The sequence below is a fragment of the Brevundimonas naejangsanensis genome (assembly GCF_000635915.2).
Taxonomy (GTDB): domain Bacteria; phylum Pseudomonadota; class Alphaproteobacteria; order Caulobacterales; family Caulobacteraceae; genus Brevundimonas; species Brevundimonas sanguinis.
On sequence record NZ_CP015614.1, the window covers coordinates 462,936 to 480,014 of the forward strand.

Genomic DNA, 17,079 nt, shown 5'->3' on the forward strand with positions numbered 1-17,079 from the left:
TCAGACCTCGAACACGCGATACGGGGTATCGCCCAGCGTCCGCAGCACGGGCAGGGCGACGTTGTAGACCGGGACGCCGCGCGCCGTGCGGCCTTCCGGGGCCCCACGATGAGCGTGGCCGTGCAGCACCAGCTTGACGTTCTCATAGCGGTCGACGACCTCGGCCAGGCGCGACGAGCCTAGGAAGGCGTGAATCTCGGGCGGCTCGCCGATCACCGTATCCACGACCGGGGCGTAGTGGAGCAGCACGACGCTCCGCTCGGTGCGTAGGGTGCGGATCGAATTCTCGATGAGGTTGGCGTCTTCCACCGCCTCATTGACGAAGGTCTTGACCGAGGCCTCGCCGAAGGAGCTGAGCATGTAGCGGCCGAAACCGCCGACGAAGCCCTTGCCCCCGGCGAAGCCGACGCCGTCGATCTCATAGGCTTCGCCGGTCAGCATCTTGACCCCTGCGTCGGTCAGCATGCGGCTGACTTCCAGCGGCTGGCCGCACTCATGCTCGTGATTGCCCAGGACGCCGACCATGGGGATGCGGCAGGCGCGCAGGTCTTCCAGAAGGTTCTCAACCTCGACCGTCTTGCCGAAGTTGACCAAGTCGCCGCACAGGCACAGCACGTCTGCGTCCTCATGCACCCGGTCGAACAGGTCGCGATAGGCGCGATGCGAGGTTTCGCCGACGTGCAGGTCGGCCACGGCGGCGACGCGCAGCTTCTTCTTCGGCCCGGACTCCATGCCCGGCTGGGGCGTCTGACCCTCGACGGGAGGCGCTGCTTCAGACGTGTCAGGCGACGGGGTCATGGCGCTCCTCAAGGCCCTTGCCCACCACGTCGCCGAAGCCCCATTCGGAGATGTCGGCGATATAGTCGCGCGGGCTGAACAGACGCCCGCGACACACCTTGACGCGCGGCGGCGGCAGATCGACCTGGGCCTGCAGGCGGCCGATCAGTTCGGTCATCAGCCAGGCGGGCACCAGACCGCGCTCGGTCGGATAGGCGAAGCGGAAGTTGAGCAGGTGCGCCATCAGCACCTCCCAATAAAGGTCCATCTGATCCAGCAGCGACTTCCAGTCGATGGCCTCGGCCTGCTTCAGGATGACGTGGTTCACGTCCGCGCCGTCGTAGCGATAGCGGTCCTGGATAAAGGCCTTGGACAGGATCAGGGCGGTCGGCGGGGTGATCGTCACCTCATGCCCGTAGACGGTGATGCGGTCCGGTCCGAACCAGCTGTCGGACACGGCGATGGTGCCGTTCGACATGGCGAAGATGACGTCGAAGAAGTGCTTGTCATCCTTCCAGACCTTGGCGATCCAGCGTTCGTCCTCCACGTCGGTGCGATAGCCGCGCGCCTGGAAGAAGGCGAGGATTCGAGGGTAATCGCCAGGCTTGCAGAAGACATCGAGATCCTTAGTCGGCCGACGGATTCCCGTATAGGCGGTAACCGCATAGGTGCCCGACAGAAGGAAGGGCACGCCGGATTCCTTCAGCAGGCGCAAGGCCTCCTCGTAGAAGGCCTGGGCTTCGGGCGGTGGTTCAAAGGCCGGGTCGGCGATCGTGTCGGACATGGGATGCGGTTCCTAAACAGGGCAAGGGAACGGCGCATCGCCAAGCCGGGTTCCGCCCGGCCCTCGCGGTGACTGCGCGGTTGCTGACAAGCGCCCCGTCTTGGGCTCGTTGGTCTTCATTTGCGCGGGCAGGAAGTCTGGCGACCCGGTTGGCCCGGGGCGCCGGTGCTCGAACTTCCACACAGGTTGGGTTTCGATGTCCTGGCGTCCGAAACGGAGTCGCCTGGGCGGGAACCTGGCGGAGATTTAGGCTTTGCCAGTTCATGGCTTCCGGCATCATCTATGGGCGCATTCCAGCCTCTGCGGTGCATCTATGCGTCGACATGCAACGGATGTTCGCAGAGGAAACAGCCTGGCGGACGCCGTGGATGCCCCGCGTGCTGCCGGTCGTCGTGCGCCTGTGCGAGCGCCGTGCTGATCGCACGTGCTTCACCCGCTTTATCCCCGCCCGCTCGCCGGGCGATGGTCGAGGAGCCTGGCGGCGGTATTGGCGTCGATGGGAGTCGATCACCCTCGAAAACCTGGGGGAGGAGGGCGTTGAGCTCTTGCCCGAGCTTCAAACCTTCACTCCACCCGCCCGTGTCTTAGACAAGGCGCACTACTCGCCTTGGATGGGGACAAATCTGGCGTCAGCCCTTGCGGCGGGACAGGTGGACACGCTTGTGGTGACGGGGGCCGAGACGGATATGTGCGTCCTCGCAGCCGTACTGGGCGCCGTGGATCTGGGCTTTCGCGTGATCGTGGTCTCCGACGCGGTGTGCAGTTCGTCAGATCAGGCGCACGAAGCTCTGCTCAACCTCTACCATGACCGCTTCAGCCAGCAGATCGAAACGGCCGAATGCGATGAGGTGCTGGACGCCTGGACCTAGCCGCCTTTCCGCCCATCTTGGTCGGGATCCCAAATCCAATCGCCGTGCGTGATCGTATATCATCAGCAGTGCTGCTGGAGGTCGTCTATGAATATCGCGATTGCCTATCTTTCCACCCTGATCGTGTTCGCCATCATCGACACCGCCTGGTTAGGCAGTATGGGCGACCGGCTCTATCGTCCTTTTATCGGTTCGATGTTGGCCGATAACTTCAGGCTGGCGCCCGCGATCGCCTTCTATGCTCTCTATGCGGCGGGATTGACCCTCTTCGCCGTCTGGCCTGGTTTGGCTGAGGGCGGCTGGAAGAAGGCGCTCTTGTGGGGCGGCCTGTTCGGCCTGTTCGCTTACGGGACTTATGACCTGACGAACCTGGCGACGCTGAAGACCTGGAGCCTGAAACTGTCGTTGATCGACATGGCCTGGGGCGTATGCGTCAGCGCGGGCTCGTCGGCGATCGCCTGCGCCTTGGCCGCGCGACTGTTCCGCCTGCTTTAAGGCCTTGGCGGCCGGGGAAAGAAGACGCTGGTGCGGGCGGCGTAGGCCGCGAAGGCCTCGGGGCGCGAGCGACGCATGTGGGCCTCGAGCAAGGGCACGCCCGACACCCGGGTCAGCAGCCAATAGATGTAGGCCGGTCCGCTCAGCGCCAACCACCCCCACGGCCAGCCGCCGCTCAGGTTGAGGGCGAAGATCGGCCAGGCGCACCAGCCGAGCCATTCGAAGAAGTAGTTGGGATGCCGGGACCAGGCCCAGAGGCCGGTGTCGCAGACTTCGCCGCGATTGGCCGGATCGGCCTTGAAGCGGCTCAGTTGGCGATCAGCCAGAGCTTCGCCGCACAGGGCGGCCACGAACACGAGGGTCGCAAGGGCGTCCTGGAAATTCAGGCCCGGCGCCGGATTACGGGCGGCGACCAGGATGCTGAGCGCAAGGAGGGCGGCGGCCCCCGCCTGCAGCATCAGGAAGCCGAACATCCGGGGCTGAAAATGCGGCCCCCAATCCTGTCGCAGGCGGGCGTAGCGCGGGTCTTCGTGCGACGAGCGGGCGCGGGCGGCGATGTGCAGGCTCAGACGCAATCCCCAGGCGCCGATCAGACAGGCCGCGAGGGTCTGGCGGGCGGACGGCGCGGCGCTGTCGAGCGGGAACAGGGCCACCAAGACCCCCGCCGCGCCCAAGCCCAGCGACCAGAAGGCGTCCGCCCATCCCCCCTGACCTGTACGGCGTTGAACCAGCCAAGCGGCCGCCATCACAAGAACCAGGAACAGCGCCGCCCCGGCCCAAAGCGCCAGCAGGGCGCCGATCACAGCCGCACGAAGGGCTGCATCAGGCGGCCCATCCAGCCGTCGAGCTGTATCTGGCCGTCCAGAGCCACCACGCAGAGGCAGGGCTCGTCCGAAACCACGCGCGGCCGGTGCAGCACGTCTTCATCAGCTTCTTCCAAATCCCCGACCCCGAACCATTCCTTCTCGGTGGCGTAAGCGCCGGACAGAACGCAGGTCAGCTCGACCCCGCCGTGGGTGTGGCGGGGCGTTTCACGGCCCGGATCGATTTTCAGCAGGATGACGCGGCAATCGCCGTCGCGCGGCGCATGGACGTCGCGCATCCGCATCCCGGGTCCGATCCAGCGCCATGGACCCAGGGCATACCGCCGCAAGGGTTTTGGCAGTTCAGGCATGTCGTTCAGCGGCGGCTGAACCCGGACTTCGCCGGCGTCGGTTTCAATCCGCGCCATGGCTCGGGACAGAGCGCCGTCCGACAGGACCGAGGGGGGCGTCTCTTCCAGAAACTCGCCGCCGACGGACTGCAGTCGTCGGACCCAGGCGTCGTTGGCGGGGCGCAAGGCCAGGTGGGCGGCGACGACCACCGCTTCAGGCGGACTCAGCGTTCCGGCGGCATAGGCCAGCAGGCGCTCTTCAGAAGGGTTGCGGGCGGGAATCATAGGGAGGCCTCCTCGGACGGTTCGAGGAGCGCGCGCAGCTTGATCATGGCGTTGCGGATGCGGGACTTCACCGTGCCCAGCGGCAGGTTCAGCCTTTGCGCGATTTCCGAATGGGGGCTGTCCATGAAAAAGGCCAGGCGCAGGACCTCGACCTGATCGGGCTTCAGCAGCGTTAAGGCCTCGCGCACTCGGCGGGCGTCGTCACTCATGACCAGTATGGCGTCAGGCCGCATTGATTCGTCTTCGTGGGGCTCGATTTCAGGCATGGGCAGGGCGCGAGCGTCGCGTCGAAGCATGTCCAGCCGGCGGTTGCGGGCGATGGTGAAAATCCAAGTCGCGGCGCGCGCCTTGCGGGCGTCGAACAAGTCCGCCTTGCGCCAGACCGTCAGCATGGCGTCCTGGGCGAAGTCTTCGGCCGCCGCCGCGCTGGCGCCGGATTTCATCAGCCAGGCTTTCAGGCGCGGGGCGAAATGTTCAAACAAAAGGGCGAAGGCCTCGCGGTCGCGGCGGAGGGCCACTGCCTCGATCAGCCGTTCGTGCGCAAGCGGATTCTCGGCTCCGTCGCTCATGGCGCCGACGCGCTTTTCAGAGGGTGCGAAAGACGAAGCCTCGACATGCATGGATCCTAATACGCTTTGCGCAAAAGTTTGGATCAATCGTCATCCGTCCGACCGCTCGGCTCGTATCTGTCGCCGAACCTGCATCGCTTTTGATCGTGGGCCGGAGCTCTTATGTCCTTACCGACTGCTGTCCCTTCTAACGCGCCGCTGAAGGTCGCCGTCGTGGGTTCGGGCGTGGCCGCCTTGTCTTCGGCCTGGCTGCTGTCTCAGAAGCATCTCGTCACCCTCTACGAGAAGGCCGAAAGGCTGGGCGGTCACTCCAATACGGTGACGGCGGGCGCGCTCGGCGCCGAGGTTCCCGTAGATACAGGCTTCATCTGCTTCAACGACGCCACCTATCCCAACCTGATCGCGCTATTCCAACATCTTGGAGTGCAGACCCGCGCGACGGATATGTCTTTCGCCGTGTCGCTGGAGCAGGGGCGGTTTGAATATGCGGCGCCGGGACTGTTCGCCCAGCGTCGCAACCTGTTTCGGCCGCGCTTCTGGTCGATGCTAGGCGAAATCCTGCGCTTTTACCGCCAGGCCCCAGTCGATCTGGCCGGGTTGACGGATCCCCGGTTGACCCTCGGCGATTATCTGAAGCGGCAGGGCTTCAGCGAAGCTTTCCGTGATGATCACCTGCTGCCGATGGCGGCGGCGATCTGGTCATCCCCGGCGCACACTTTGTTGGACTATCCGGCCGAGGCTTTCATACGCTTCTGCGGCAACCACGGCCTGCTGAAGCTGGTCGGACGGCCGCTTTGGCGCACGGTCGAGGGCGGCAGCCGCGTCTACGTCGAGCGTCTGGCGCGGGCGATCTCCGACATTCGCCTGGACCGCGGCGTGACGGCGGTGCGGCGCACCAGCGAGGGCGTCATCGTCCACGACAGCCAAGGCGGGGCCGAGCGGTTCGACCATGTAGTGATCGGCGCCCATGCGGATCAGGCACTGGCCATGTTGGCGGACCCGACGGAGCGTGAAACCCAAGTGCTGGGCGCCTTCCGTTACAGCCGCAACCTGACGGTTCTCCATACGGATCAGACCCTGATGCCGCGCCGCCGACGGGCTTGGGCCAGTTGGAACTATATCGGGGCCGACGACGGTCTGTGCGTCACCTACTGGATGAACCGTCTTCAGGGGCTTCAAGGCCAGGACCTGTTCGTCACCTTGAACCCGCCGCGTCCGCCGCGCACGGGCTCCTTGCTGCGCAGCGAACTTTACGAGCACCCGATCTTCACCCCAGAGGCCATCCAGGCTCAGAAGCAGCTGTGGGGCCTGCAAGGGCAGGGCGGCGTGTGGTTCTGCGGCGCCCATTTCGGCGCTGGCTTTCACGAGGACGGCCTACAGTCTGGACTCGCCGTCGCGGAGCAGTTGGGCGGCGTTCGCAGGCCCTGGGCTGTCGAGAACGAGAGCGGACGCATCCATCTGCCCATGTCCGCGCCCAGCGTGCTTGAGGCGACGGCGTGACCTATGGTTCGGCCCTTTATCGCGGAGTTGTCGCCCACAGGCGGCTTCGGCCGCGCGAGCATCGGCTGAACTACCGCGTGTTCTGGCTGCTGCTGGACCTGGCTGAGATCGACGCCCTGGATCGGCGGCTGCGTCTGTTCTCGCGCAATCGCTTCAACCTGCTGTCCTTTCATGACCGGGATCACGGCGATGGCGCGGGCGGGCCGCTGCGGCCGCAGATCGAGGCCTATCTGGGCCGGGCCGGGATAGACATCGAGGGCGGGCCGATCCGCTTGCTGACCATGCCGCGTGTGCTGGGTTATGTCTTCAATCCGATCAGCCTCTATTACTGTCACGGGGCCGACGGTCGGCTCGCGGCGGTGGTCTATGAGGTCACCAGCACCTTCGGCGTGCGGCACGCCTATGTCATTCCCGTCCCGGCGGAAGATCAGGCGGCCGGCCGGATCCGTCAGGGCGCGGCCAAGGCCCTGTACGTCTCGCCCTTCATGGGGATGGAGATGGATTATGAGTTTCGCGGCCATGCGCCGGACGAGCGTCTGAACCTGACCATCGACGGCCTAGACGTCCAAGGCGTGTTGATCACGGCGGCCATGTCGGGAGAGCGTCGCGACCTGACCGACGCGAACCTGTTGTCGGCGGCCGCCGCCATGCCGTTGCTGACGTTCAAGGTCATGGCCGCCATCCACTGGGAGGCGCTGAAGCTCTGGCTCAAGCGTATTCCTCTCACCCGGCAACCGCCGCCGGCCTGGGATCCGGTCACCATTCAGCGTAAGGCGCGAGAGAGTCGTCTTGGCCGGTGACGCCGCGACCCCCGTCATCCTGTGGTTTCGCCGCGACCTGAGGCTGGGCGATAATCCCGCCCTGGCCGCCGCGCTTGCCGCGAAACGGCCGATCCTTCCCGCTTATATTCTTGACAAGAGCGGGGAGGGGCGTGGTCCCGGCGGCGCCTCCCGGTGGTGGCTGGACAAATCCTTGCGCGCCCTCGACGCCGCGCTGCGCCAGCGCGGAGGGCGGCTCATCCTGCGGCGCGGCGACAGCGAGGCTGAACTTCGCCGCCTGATTGACGAGACCGGCGCCGACCAGGTCTTCATGAACCGCCGGTTCGAGCCAGAGGCCTTCGTCCGCGACGCCGACATCGCCCACGACCTGCAGGAAGCGGGCGTCGCCTGCCACGGTTTCAACGGCAGCCTGCTGACACGCCCGGGCGCTGTCCTGACCGGCGCGGGAAAGCCGTGCCGGGTGTTCACCCCCTTTATGAAGGCGCTGCTTCAGGCCGCGCCCGAGCGACCCTCGACGCCCGCGCCGGAAACCCTGGTCACGCCCGAAGGGCCGGCCGGCCAGGACATCGACGCCTGGGGGCTTCATCCCTGCGCGCCGGACTGGTCCCGAGGCTTTGACTGGACGCCCGGAGAGGCCGGCGCTGCCGCCGCCTTGGCGACTTTCATCGAGAGCGGTTTGGCGGACTACGCGGTCGGCCGTGACGTGCCGGGGCGCCGGGGCACGTCGCGTCTGTCGCCGCACCTGCACTGGGGCGAGATCAGCCCGCGCGGGGTGGTGCGGGCCGTCCGCGCGGCGGTCGCCGACGGCCGCGTGGCCCCCGCCCAGGCGGACAAGTTCATCGCCGAGATCGGTTGGCGCGAGTTCTCGGCCCATCTGTTGCATCAGTTTCCCTACATGGCCCAGCGCGCTTTTCGGCCCGAGTTCGACGCCATGCCCTGGCGGGCCGATCCCGAGGGGCTTCAGGCGTGGAAGCAGGGGCGCACCGGCTACCCGTTGGTCGATGCGGGGATGCGTGAGTTGTGGGCGACCGGCTGGATGCACAACCGCGTGCGGATGGTGGTCGCCTCCTTCCTGGTCAAGCATCTGCTGATCGACTGGCGCGAGGGCGAGGCCTGGTTCTGGGACACCCTGGTGGACGCCGACCAGGCCAGCAATGTGCAGAACTGGCAGTGGGTCGCAGGCTCTGGCGCCGACGCCGCGCCCTATTTCCGTATCTTCAACCCGGTGACCCAAGGCGAGAAGTTCGACCCTGCCGGGCGCTATGTGCGTCGTTGGGTTCCTGAGATCCGGGCACTGCCGGATCGCTGGCTGCACGCGCCCTGGTCGGCCCCCGCCGCTGTCCTGGCCGAGGCCGGGGTGAGGCTGGGCCGCACCTACCCGCGCCCGATCGTGGATCACGCGGCGGCGCGAGCGCGGGCGCTGGACGCCCTGAAATCGCTCGCCGCGCGACCCTTGGATGAAGAGCCGACATGATCCTTTTTGCCCACAAAGGCCTTATGACGCCATGACTACGACCTTCTACGGCGGCCAGGACGAGAAGAGGGGGGCTTCGCCCGTTCTCGATCTGCTGCTGCGCCTGCTATCCTCGAACTGGACCTGGGGACGCCTGACGCTCGTCCTGCCGGACGGGACGAACCGACAACTGAGCGGTCGATCCACGGGACACGCCGCAGTTCTGGTCATCCGCGACCCGCGCTTCGCCGCTCGGGTGTTGAGAGGCGGCGATATCGGCTTCGCCGAGGGCTATATGGCGGGCGAGTGGGACACCCCCGACCTCGCGGTCCTGCTGGAGACCCTGGTCAACAATTACGACCACATCCGCCGGCTGTTCGACGGAAATCCGCTGATGAACGCCGTAAACTGGGTCGGGCATAGGCTGAACCGCAACAGTCGACGCGGCTCGCAACGCAACATCCACGCCCACTACGATCTGGGCAACGCCTTCTACGCCGCCTGGCTGGATCCTTCGATGACCTATTCCTCGGCGCGGTTCGAGCGGCCCGACCAGCCGTTGCAGGAGGCGCAGCAGGCCAAATACGCCGCCCTGGCGCGCCTGATGGACCTCAAGCCCGGCCACCGCGTGCTGGAAATCGGCTGCGGCTGGGGCGGCTTCGCCGAGTTCGCAGCGCGCGAGGTCGGCGCCCTCGTCACCGGCGTGACGATCTCACGGGAACAGCATGACTACGCCCGCCGCCGCATGTTCGAGGCGGGGCTGGCCGAACGCGCGGACATTCGCCTGCTGGATTATCGCGATGTGCAGGGACGCTTCGACCGCGTCGCGTCAATCGAGATGTTCGAGGCTGTAGGCCGGGAATACTGGCCGACCTATTTTCAGAAGATACACGACGTTCTTGAACCCGGCGGACGGGCGGGCCTGCAGGTCATCACCATTCAGAACAGCCTGTTCGAGGAATACGACGCGCGCACGGACTTCATCCAGAAATACGTCTTTCCGGGCGGCTCTCTTCCGTCCGAGGACCGGATGGCCCCGGTGATCGAGAAGGCAGGGCTGAAGCAGACGGCGGTCGATCGTTTCGGTCTCGATTACGCCGACACTCTGGCCGAATGGACGCGCCGGTTCGACGCCGCCTGGACGGACATTCGGAGCAAAAGCGAGGCGTTCGATAGTCGTTTTCATCGTCTTTGGCGTTTCTACCTGGCCTATTGCGAGGCCGGGTTCCGTTCCGGTCGAACCGATGTCATCCAAATCGCCCTGGATCGGGCGGTCTGAAATCTTTTGAGCGCGGAGCCAGCCATGAACCTGAAACGAACCAGCCTCGTTGTTCTGTTCGCCGTCGGGACCGCCGCCCCCTTGTCGGCGTGCGCCACATTGCAGCGTGGTCCGGTCGGCAACTCGGCCGTGCCCCAACCGGCTAAGGCGGTGGACCTGAACCGCTACGCAGGGCTGTGGTACGAGATCGGTCGCTACGAGAACGGCTTCGAACGCGGCTGCGAAGCGGTGACGGCGGAATACGGTCTGCGTGACGACGGCCTGGTCAGCGTGCTGAACACCTGTCGCCAGGGCGCTGTGGACGGACCCGTCAAGACGGCCGAGGGCAGGGCCAAGGTGACGCCCGGTTCCGACAACGCCAAGCTGAAGGTCTCGTTCTTCGGCCCCTTCTATCTGGGCGATTACTGGGTGCTGGATCGGGCGGACGATTATTCCTGGTCGATCGTCGGCGAACCCTCGGGTCGATACCTGTGGCTGCTGAGCCGTAATCCCCAGCCGGACCAAGCGACGCGATCCGCCATCATGGAGCGGACGAAGGCGCTCGGGTATGATCTTTCCCTGGTCAGAGACGTTCGACACTAGGCCAGGCGCGATCCGACGACCCTTCTGCCGCGTAATGGTCTAAAGCAGGAGAAGACGCATGGATTTCAGGATTGCGCGGCTCGCCGTCGCAGCAGCGGGCCTGTCGGCCGCGCTGGGCGCTTGCGCGACCACCGAGGTCAAGCCGGGATCGGGCTTCCTGTCCTCCTACGAAGGACTTGAGCCTCGCACCGACGTGGTGAGGGCTTCGGTTCTGCAGCGTCGCGATGAAGCGTTGACCGCGACGGTCGACCGTGTCTGGGTCGCGCCGGCCGAGGTGTTCGGCGTTTCAGACCCGGTGCTTTCGCCGGAGGAGCGGCGGCTGGTCTTGACGGAGGTCGATCGTCAGCTTTGCTATGAACTGAGCGAGCGATACCAAATCGCTGAACAGCCGGATCCAGGCGCCGGGACCGTGCGGGTCGGGGTGACGCATATCCGGCCAACGCACCAGGCGGGTTCTGCGGCTGCAGCGGTTGCGAACTTCTTTATTCCAGGGCCGATCAAGGTCCGAGCGCCCGGCGGACTGGGCGGGCTAGGGGCCGAGGCCGAGCTGTTGACGCCGGACGGGCGGCAGGCCGCGGCGATTGTCTGGCGACGCGACGCCATGCTTGTGGGCACGGACAAGCCTTCCCTTTCTCGAGTCGGCGATGCGCACCAACTGGCCGAGCCCTTGGGCGACATGGTTGCTGACGCCCTGGCGCCGGAAAATCGCGAAGCACGCCCGGCGCCCACCCCTGATCCGTGTCGACGGTTCGGTCCGCGAATTCGGCCCGAAGGCTTCATCGCCGGCATAGCAACGGGCCTGTATCAGCCTGAGTGGAGCGGCGGACGCGCCGTACCGCCTGACTCGGACTGACGCCAAGGGCGAACGCCCAGGGGTCGGGCGCAGCTCTATGACGCCGCTCTCCGCTTGGCTTGTCGGAGGATGGCGAAAGACAAGAGGCCCGGCGTCGCCGCCGGGCCTCTGTTCAGTCGGGGCGGGACCTTACAGCCGTTCGACCTTGAACCCCCGCGCCGTCAGCATGTCGATGACGCTGTCCTGATCCATCAGGTGGGCGGCGCCGACGGCGACGAAGGCCGTGCCGGAACCCTGCATCATCGCTTCGATCTGCTTGGTCCAGTCGGCGTTGCGATCGATCAGGGCGGCGCGGTGGATGTCTTGGTGAATGTCGCGGGTGTTGATGCGGTTCAGGCGGCCCGCCTCGGCGGCGTCGCCCTTCAGCCAGGCGGCGACGGTGGCATCCAGATTGGCGACGATGCCGTCTGCATTGCGGACATAGTTGTTCAGATAGGCGACCTGCGCCTCTTCGCTCATGCCCGCGATCAGGCGCACCTGGACGTCGGCGGTTTCAAAGCCGTGCAGCGCCTTGCCCTGCGCCCTGGCGCGATCCATCAACGTCTTGTCGACGCCTGCTTCGGACCGATAGCCCGCGTTGGTCGGGCCCGACATGGAGATCATGAAGGCCGCCAACCAGGGGCGATAGGCGTCCAGCGCGGCGCCTGACGCGCCATTGGCCTGGGCGACCTTGTCGAAGGCGGCGAACTCCTCGGTCGATAGGATCGACGACAGAGGGCGGGAGGGATCGACGCCATGCTGCTGAATAACCGGCATGACCACGGCCTGATCGTCCTGATCGGCGACCTCGACCCAAATGTCCGAGGCGCTGGCGAAGGCGGCGTCCACCTTGTCCGAGCCCCAGGCCGTGCCGGGACGCAGCACATGGACCGTGCCGAACAGATAGACGGTGGAGTCCGCGTCCCTGACCACCCACAGCGGCGGGCCGGCGCCCTCGGCGCGAGGGATGGGCGCGGCGGCCGGAGCGGGCGCCGCCTGTTCAGCATGAGCGGCCCCGGGCGCGGCGGCGAGGGCGGCGGAGGCGGCCAGGGCGGCCAGCAGTCCGGCGGCGAAGCGCGAGACACAGTTGGCCGACTGGCCCATGCGGTGTGCGAGGGTCATTGCAAAGTCCTTGGATTTTAGGGGTTTGGATTAAGGTGAGGCCGGATCAGGCGATGAAGATGGCTTCGATCGGCTGGCCGAAGAGGCGGGAAATGCGGAAGGCGAGGGGTAGGGAGGGGTCGTAGCGGCCCTTCTCCAGCGCCTGGATGGTCTGGCGCGAGACGCCCAGGCGCTCGGCCAGATCGGCCTGGGTCCAGTCGCGCTCGGCGCGGAAGACCTTCAGGCGATTGACGAAGGCGCTGGTCATCGACGGGCGAACCACCAGCCGCACCAGGCGACGCCATAGCCCACCGCCTGGGCGGCGAAGGCGGCGGCGACGCCCAGGGCGATCAAGGCCGCATCGGTGTGCGGCACGGCGGCGGGCAGCAGGTTCACGCCTGCGAGGGCGGCGATGACGACGGCCGCGCCGCCGACGACGAAGCCCAGATTGCCGCCCCACCACCAGGCCCATTTGTGCGCCTCCTTGGCGGCCTCATCCAGGCCGCGCCACCAGTAGAGGGTGTGCAGGGCGGTGAAGACGGCCAGTCCGGCGGCCAGGACGACGACGCCGATCGACGGCGCGCGGCCCCAGGCGTCAGGCCAGAAGGGCGTGGCGGCGGTGGCGCTGACGCCCACCACGGTGAGGGCGCACAGAACGACGGTCAGGTCGTCCATCTTCTTCTTGTTACGGGCGGCGGCTGCGCCGGCGGCGGTGATCTCGGTATTCATGACAAGCTCCCCTGTCGTGTTGACAAGTGAGCTTTACCAACGAGGCCGCGTTTACGTCAAGCGCCTTTTACACAGAGACAAGCAGATTTTCCGTTCTTTGGAATTCAGCCTTACAAATCAGGGATCCAGTCGGGCTTCTCGACCCGGACGGGGCGGCCCTCGACGGTCAGATCGCCGTCCATGCGGTCCAAGCGCATCAGGGCGATGGCGCGCCCCTCGGCGCCGGTCATGACTTCGCCCGCCCGCAAGTCCCCGTTCAGCACTTCGGCGCCGCGTTCAGGGGCGGGGCCGTCGAAGGCGATGGCCATCATGCGGTTCTTGATCGTGCCGCGCCGTTTCATGCGCGAGGTCGTTTCCTGACCGATGAAGCAGCCTTTGTGGAAGTCGATGCCGTTCAGCAGGTCGAAGTCCGCCTCGATCGGATAGGTCTTGTCCTGCAGCGTGTCGGCCGTGGGATCGGGCACGCCCAGTGTCAGGCGGTGCGCCTGCCAGTCGGCCTCGGTCGCGTCGGTCTCGCTCTGATCGCCCCAGCGGCGGCCGCCCAGCGCCGGCAGGCGGGGATCGTCGACAAAGCCGTCCGGCCTGTCGGCGCCCCAGGCGACGAAGACGGCGTCGGGAATGGCCATCACATCCACGCTGGAGCGCAGCCTGTACATCGACAGGCGCTGGAGCAGGGCGTCGCGCCGGTCGGCCGCCACATCCAGGATGACGCCGTCTTCCTCGCCCCAGATGAACAGGTCGAACATCAGCCGTCCCGGCGGCGACAGCAGAGCGCCGAAGCGCAACTCGCCGGGCTGCAGCGTCTCCACGTTCTGGGTGAGCAGATTATGCAAGAAGGGGCGGGCGTCGGGGCCGCTGATGCGGATCAGGGCGCGACTGTCGAGGCGGGCGATGGGCATAAGGCCTAGATAGGCGGCCCGAGCCGCTTCCTCCAGTGCGTCACGCGGCGCCCCCGCCTTATCAGGCGAGACATCTGCTCACGGATTGTTGCGCCTGCAGCCTCGCCTTCGCAGGTGCAGCGCGCTAGTGAGGGCGTCCGTAAGGCGGGACTCAGAATATACCCGCACCCTTATACATATGCGGGGCTGGCACCCGCAGTCAGACCACGGTTCAGGAACTGCGAAATGACCAAGTGGGTGTACGGCTTTGGCGGCGGATCCGCTGACGGCGACGCTTCGATGAAGAATCTTCTCGGCGGCAAGGGGGCGAACCTGGCCGAGATGTCGTCCCTCGGCCTGCCGGTGCCGCCGGGATTCACCATCACGACCGAGGTCTGCACCTGGTATTACGCCAACGAAGAGACCTATCCGACCGACCTGACCGATCAGGTCAAGGCGGCCCTGGCCCATGTCGAGGGCGTGGTGGGCAAGACCTTCGGCGACGCCGCCAACCCGCTGCTGGTCTCGGTGCGCTCGGGCGCCCGCGCCTCCATGCCGGGCATGATGGACACCGTCCTGAACCTGGGCCTGAACGACCAGACGGTCGAGGGGCTGGCCCAGCTGTCGGGCGACCGCCGTTTCGCCTTCGATTCCTACCGCCGCTTCATCACCATGTACTCCAACGTGGTGCTGGGCCTGGGTCACGACTATTTCGAAGAGGTGCTGGACGACCACAAGGACCGTCTGGGCGTCTCGGTCGACACCGAACTGACTGCCGAGAACTGGGAGAAGGTGGTCGCGGACTACAAGGCTCTGGTCGAGCGCGAACTGGGCCAGCCCTTCCCGCAGGACCCCCAGGCCCAGCTGTGGGGCGCCGTCGGCGCCGTGTTCGAAAGCTGGATGAACGACCGGGCGAAATTCTATCGCCGCATGCACGACATCCCCGAAAGCTGGGGCACGGCCGTCAACGTCCAGTCGATGGTGTTCGGCAACATGGGCGAGACCTCGGCCACCGGCGTCGCCTTCACCCGCAACCCCTCGACCGGCGAGAACAAGCTGTACGGCGAGTTCCTGATCAACGCCCAGGGCGAGGACGTGGTGGCGGGCATCCGCACGCCGCAGTCCCTGACCAAGGCGGGCCGCGAGGAGATGGGCGAGACGGCTCCCTCGATGGAAGAGGCCATGCCGGAGGTCTTCGCCCAGTTCGTGGACGTGGTGGGGCGGCTGGAAAGCCACTACCGCGACATGCAGGACATCGAGTTCACGGTCGAGCAGGGCCGCCTGTGGATGCTGCAGACCCGCAACGGCAAGCGCACGGCCAAGTCGGCGCTGAAGATCGCCGTGGACCTGGCCTCCGAAGGCGTGATCTCTCAGGACGAGGCCGTCAGCCGCGTCGAGCCGGCCGCGCTGGACCAGTTGCTGCACCCGACGCTGGACCCCAAGGCGGCCCGCACCGTGGTGGCGGCGGGCCTGCCCGCCTCGCCGGGCGCGGCGACCGGCAAGATCGTGTTCGATTCCGATGAGGCGGAACGTCTGGGCCAGCAGGGCGACGCCGTCATCCTGGTCCGCGACGAGACCAGCCCTGAGGACATCCACGGCATGCACGCGGCGCGCGGCATCGTCACGGCGCGCGGCGGCATGACCAGCCACGCGGCGGTGGTGGCGCGCGGCATGGGGCGCCCTTGCGTCTCGGGCGCGGGCGAAATCTCGATCGACGAGAAGGCCGGAACCTTCACCGCGCGCGGCCGCACCTTCAAGGCGGGCGAGATCATCACCATCGACGGCGGCAAGGGCGAGGTGCTGGACGGCGCCGTGGCCATGATCGAGCCGGAGCTGACGGGCGACTTCCAGACCTTGATGAGCTGGGCCGACGGCATCCGCCGCCTGAAGGTCCGCGCCAACGCCGAGACCGCTCTGGACGCCAAGACCGCGTGGGGCTTCGGCGCCGAGGGCATCGGCCTGTCGCGCACCGAACACATGTTCTTCGACGAAGACCGCATCGCCGCCGTGCGCGAGATGATCCTGGCCGACGACGAGGCGGGCCGCCGCGCCGCCCTGGCCAAGATCGCGCCGTTCCAGAAGGCCGACTTCACCGAACTGTTCGCCATCATGAGCGGCCTGCCGGTGACGGTGCGTCTGCTGGACCCGCCGCTGCACGAGTTCATCCCGCACACCGAGGCTGAGATCGACGCCCTGGCCGTGCATCAGGGGCTGGACGCGGCCAAGCTGAAGCGCCGGGCCAAGGAGCTTCAGGAAACCAATCCCATGCTGGGCCACCGCGGCTGCCGCCTGGGCGTGGCCTATCCGGAAATCTATGAAATGCAGGTCCGCGCCATCCTTGAGGCGGCGCTGCAGGTGAAGGCGTCCACAGGCGTCGCCCCGATCCCGGAGATCATGCACCCGCTGGTCGCCCTGGGTCTGGAGATGAAATATCTGCGCGAGCTGACCGACCGCACGGCCAAGGCCGTCTTCGCCGAGGCGGGCGACAGCGTGGACTATCTGGTCGGCACCATGGTCGAGCTGCCACGGGCCGCCCTGCGCGCGGCTGATCTGGCCGAATACGCCGAGTTCTTCAGCTTCGGCACCAACGACCTGACCCAGACGACCTTCGGCATCAGCCGCGACGATTCCGGCCGCTTCCTGCAGGTCTATCTGGACAAGGGCATCTTCGAGAACGACCCCTTCGTCCGTCTGGACCAGAACGGGGTGGGGGACCTGATCCGCATCGCCGAGCAGCGGGGTCGCGCGGCCAAGCCGGGCATGAAGATGGGCATCTGCGGCGAACACGGCGGTGACCCGTCGTCCATCGCCTTCTGCGAAGAGGTGGGGCTGGATTACGTCTCCTGTTCGCCCTACCGCGTGCCGATCGCCCGTCTGGCGGCGGCGCAGGCGGCGCTGTCCGCCCGCTCGGGCGTAGAGCGCGAGAAGGATCGCTAGGGTCCGCTCTCAGCATCGATAAGGAAAGGGCGATCCGAAAGGGTCGCCTTTTTCTTGTCTTATAATAGTCGCTCTTG

General features: G+C 66.5%; 18 protein-coding genes. 9 read left to right on the plus strand and 9 right to left on the minus strand.

The genetic code is table 11. The features are described 5' to 3' along the window. Entirely contained in the window at positions 1 to 798 is a 798-nt protein-coding gene (locus DA69_RS02215; RefSeq protein ID WP_025977676.1) for a metallophosphoesterase family protein, read from the minus strand. Further along, positions 782 to 1,561: a nucleotidyltransferase family protein gene (locus DA69_RS02220; protein ID WP_025977675.1), complete on the minus strand. Its 780-nt coding sequence runs from the start codon at positions 1,559 to 1,561 to the stop codon at positions 782 to 784. Before DA69_RS02220 ends, DA69_RS02215 begins: the two co-directional genes overlap by 17 nt. 263 nt (positions 1,562 to 1,824) lie before the next feature. Here DA69_RS02220 and DA69_RS02225 point away from each other — a divergent pair, with 263 nt between their 5' ends. Both DA69_RS02225 and DA69_RS02230 read left to right on the plus strand, forming a co-directional pair. Next, positions 1,825 to 2,430, plus strand: coding sequence for a cysteine hydrolase family protein (locus DA69_RS02225; protein WP_025977674.1), 606 nt, complete (start codon positions 1,825 to 1,827; stop codon positions 2,428 to 2,430). A gap of 87 nt (positions 2,431 to 2,517) precedes the next feature. Further along, complete coding sequence (locus tag DA69_RS02230) at positions 2,518 to 2,925, plus strand: DUF2177 family protein (RefSeq protein WP_025977673.1); 408 nt, start codon at positions 2,518 to 2,520, stop codon at positions 2,923 to 2,925. Here DA69_RS02230 and DA69_RS02235 read toward each other — a convergent pair. The 3 genes from DA69_RS02235 to DA69_RS02245 are packed head-to-tail and all read right to left on the minus strand — an operon-like array spanning position 2,922 to position 4,932. Then, the gene (locus tag DA69_RS02235; RefSeq protein ID WP_201105634.1) at positions 2,922 to 3,728 is read right to left on the minus strand and encodes a DUF1295 domain-containing protein; all 807 of its coding nucleotides are present in this window, start codon (positions 3,726 to 3,728) and stop codon (positions 2,922 to 2,924) included. The two genes, DA69_RS02230 and DA69_RS02235, sit on opposite strands and share 4 nt — an antisense overlap. Beyond that, a complete protein-coding gene (locus DA69_RS02240) occupies positions 3,725 to 4,363 on the minus strand; it encodes a ChrR family anti-sigma-E factor (RefSeq protein ID WP_025977671.1) in 639 nt (212 codons plus the stop codon). The genes DA69_RS02235 and DA69_RS02240 overlap by 4 nt, the downstream gene beginning before the upstream one ends. Then, positions 4,360 to 4,932 carry a sigma-70 family RNA polymerase sigma factor gene (locus DA69_RS02245; protein ID WP_235599192.1) on the minus strand — a complete coding sequence of 191 codons (573 nt, stop codon included), beginning with the start codon at positions 4,930 to 4,932 and terminating at the stop codon, positions 4,360 to 4,362. Before DA69_RS02245 ends, DA69_RS02240 begins: the two co-directional genes overlap by 4 nt. 162 nt (positions 4,933 to 5,094) lie before the next feature. Between DA69_RS02245 and DA69_RS02250 the strand changes: the two genes are divergently transcribed. From DA69_RS02250 to DA69_RS02275, 6 genes are read left to right on the plus strand one after another with little or no spacing between them, the layout of a single operon-like run. Next, positions 5,095 to 6,432, plus strand: a complete 1,338-nt coding sequence (locus DA69_RS02250) for an NAD(P)/FAD-dependent oxidoreductase (protein ID WP_025977669.1) — start codon at positions 5,095 to 5,097, stop codon at positions 6,430 to 6,432. After that, positions 6,429 to 7,232, plus strand: coding sequence for a DUF1365 domain-containing protein (locus tag DA69_RS02255; RefSeq protein ID WP_025977668.1), 804 nt, complete (start codon positions 6,429 to 6,431; stop codon positions 7,230 to 7,232). Before DA69_RS02250 ends, DA69_RS02255 begins: the two co-directional genes overlap by 4 nt. Continuing rightward, positions 7,222 to 8,685: a cryptochrome/photolyase family protein gene (locus tag DA69_RS02260; RefSeq protein ID WP_025977667.1), complete on the plus strand. Its 1,464-nt coding sequence runs from the start codon at positions 7,222 to 7,224 to the stop codon at positions 8,683 to 8,685. The genes DA69_RS02255 and DA69_RS02260 overlap by 11 nt, the downstream gene beginning before the upstream one ends. 31 nt (positions 8,686 to 8,716) lie before the next feature. Continuing rightward, complete coding sequence (locus DA69_RS02265; RefSeq protein ID WP_025977666.1) at positions 8,717 to 9,943, plus strand: SAM-dependent methyltransferase; 1,227 nt, start codon at positions 8,717 to 8,719, stop codon at positions 9,941 to 9,943. 24 nt (positions 9,944 to 9,967) lie between these two features. After that, positions 9,968 to 10,525 (plus strand): lipocalin family protein, encoded by a 558-nt coding sequence (locus DA69_RS02270; protein ID WP_025977665.1) that lies wholly within the window; start codon positions 9,968 to 9,970, stop codon positions 10,523 to 10,525. Positions 10,526 to 10,583: 58 nt separating this feature from the next. Then, entirely contained in the window at positions 10,584 to 11,378 is a 795-nt protein-coding gene (locus tag DA69_RS02275; RefSeq protein WP_025977664.1) for a DUF3313 family protein, read from the plus strand. 129 nt (positions 11,379 to 11,507) lie between these two features. On the opposite strand, the gene DA69_RS02280 is transcribed toward DA69_RS02275, so the two are convergent. The 4 genes from DA69_RS02280 to DA69_RS02295 all read right to left on the minus strand — a co-directional run bounded on the left by DA69_RS02280 (position 11,508) and on the right by DA69_RS02295 (position 14,086). Continuing rightward, positions 11,508 to 12,479: a TraB/GumN family protein gene (locus DA69_RS02280; protein ID WP_025977663.1), complete on the minus strand. Its 972-nt coding sequence runs from the start codon at positions 12,477 to 12,479 to the stop codon at positions 11,508 to 11,510. Positions 12,480 to 12,525: 46 nt separating this feature from the next. Continuing rightward, positions 12,526 to 12,726: a helix-turn-helix transcriptional regulator gene (locus tag DA69_RS02285; RefSeq protein ID WP_024353899.1), complete on the minus strand. Its 201-nt coding sequence runs from the start codon at positions 12,724 to 12,726 to the stop codon at positions 12,526 to 12,528. Continuing rightward, on the minus strand, positions 12,723 to 13,187 hold the full coding sequence (locus DA69_RS02290) for a hypothetical protein (RefSeq protein WP_025977662.1): 465 nt from the start codon (positions 13,185 to 13,187) through the stop codon (positions 12,723 to 12,725). Before DA69_RS02290 ends, DA69_RS02285 begins: the two co-directional genes overlap by 4 nt. A gap of 110 nt (positions 13,188 to 13,297) precedes the next feature. After that, entirely contained in the window at positions 13,298 to 14,086 is a 789-nt protein-coding gene (locus DA69_RS02295; protein WP_025977661.1) for a YgfZ/GcvT domain-containing protein, read from the minus strand. Between the two features lie 225 nt (positions 14,087 to 14,311). On the opposite strand from DA69_RS02295, the gene ppdK reads away from it, so the two are divergent. After that, positions 14,312 to 17,002 carry a pyruvate, phosphate dikinase gene (ppdK, locus tag DA69_RS02300; protein ID WP_025977660.1) on the plus strand — a complete coding sequence of 897 codons (2,691 nt, stop codon included), beginning with the start codon at positions 14,312 to 14,314 and terminating at the stop codon, positions 17,000 to 17,002. The last annotated feature ends 77 nt before the right edge of the window (positions 17,003 to 17,079 follow it).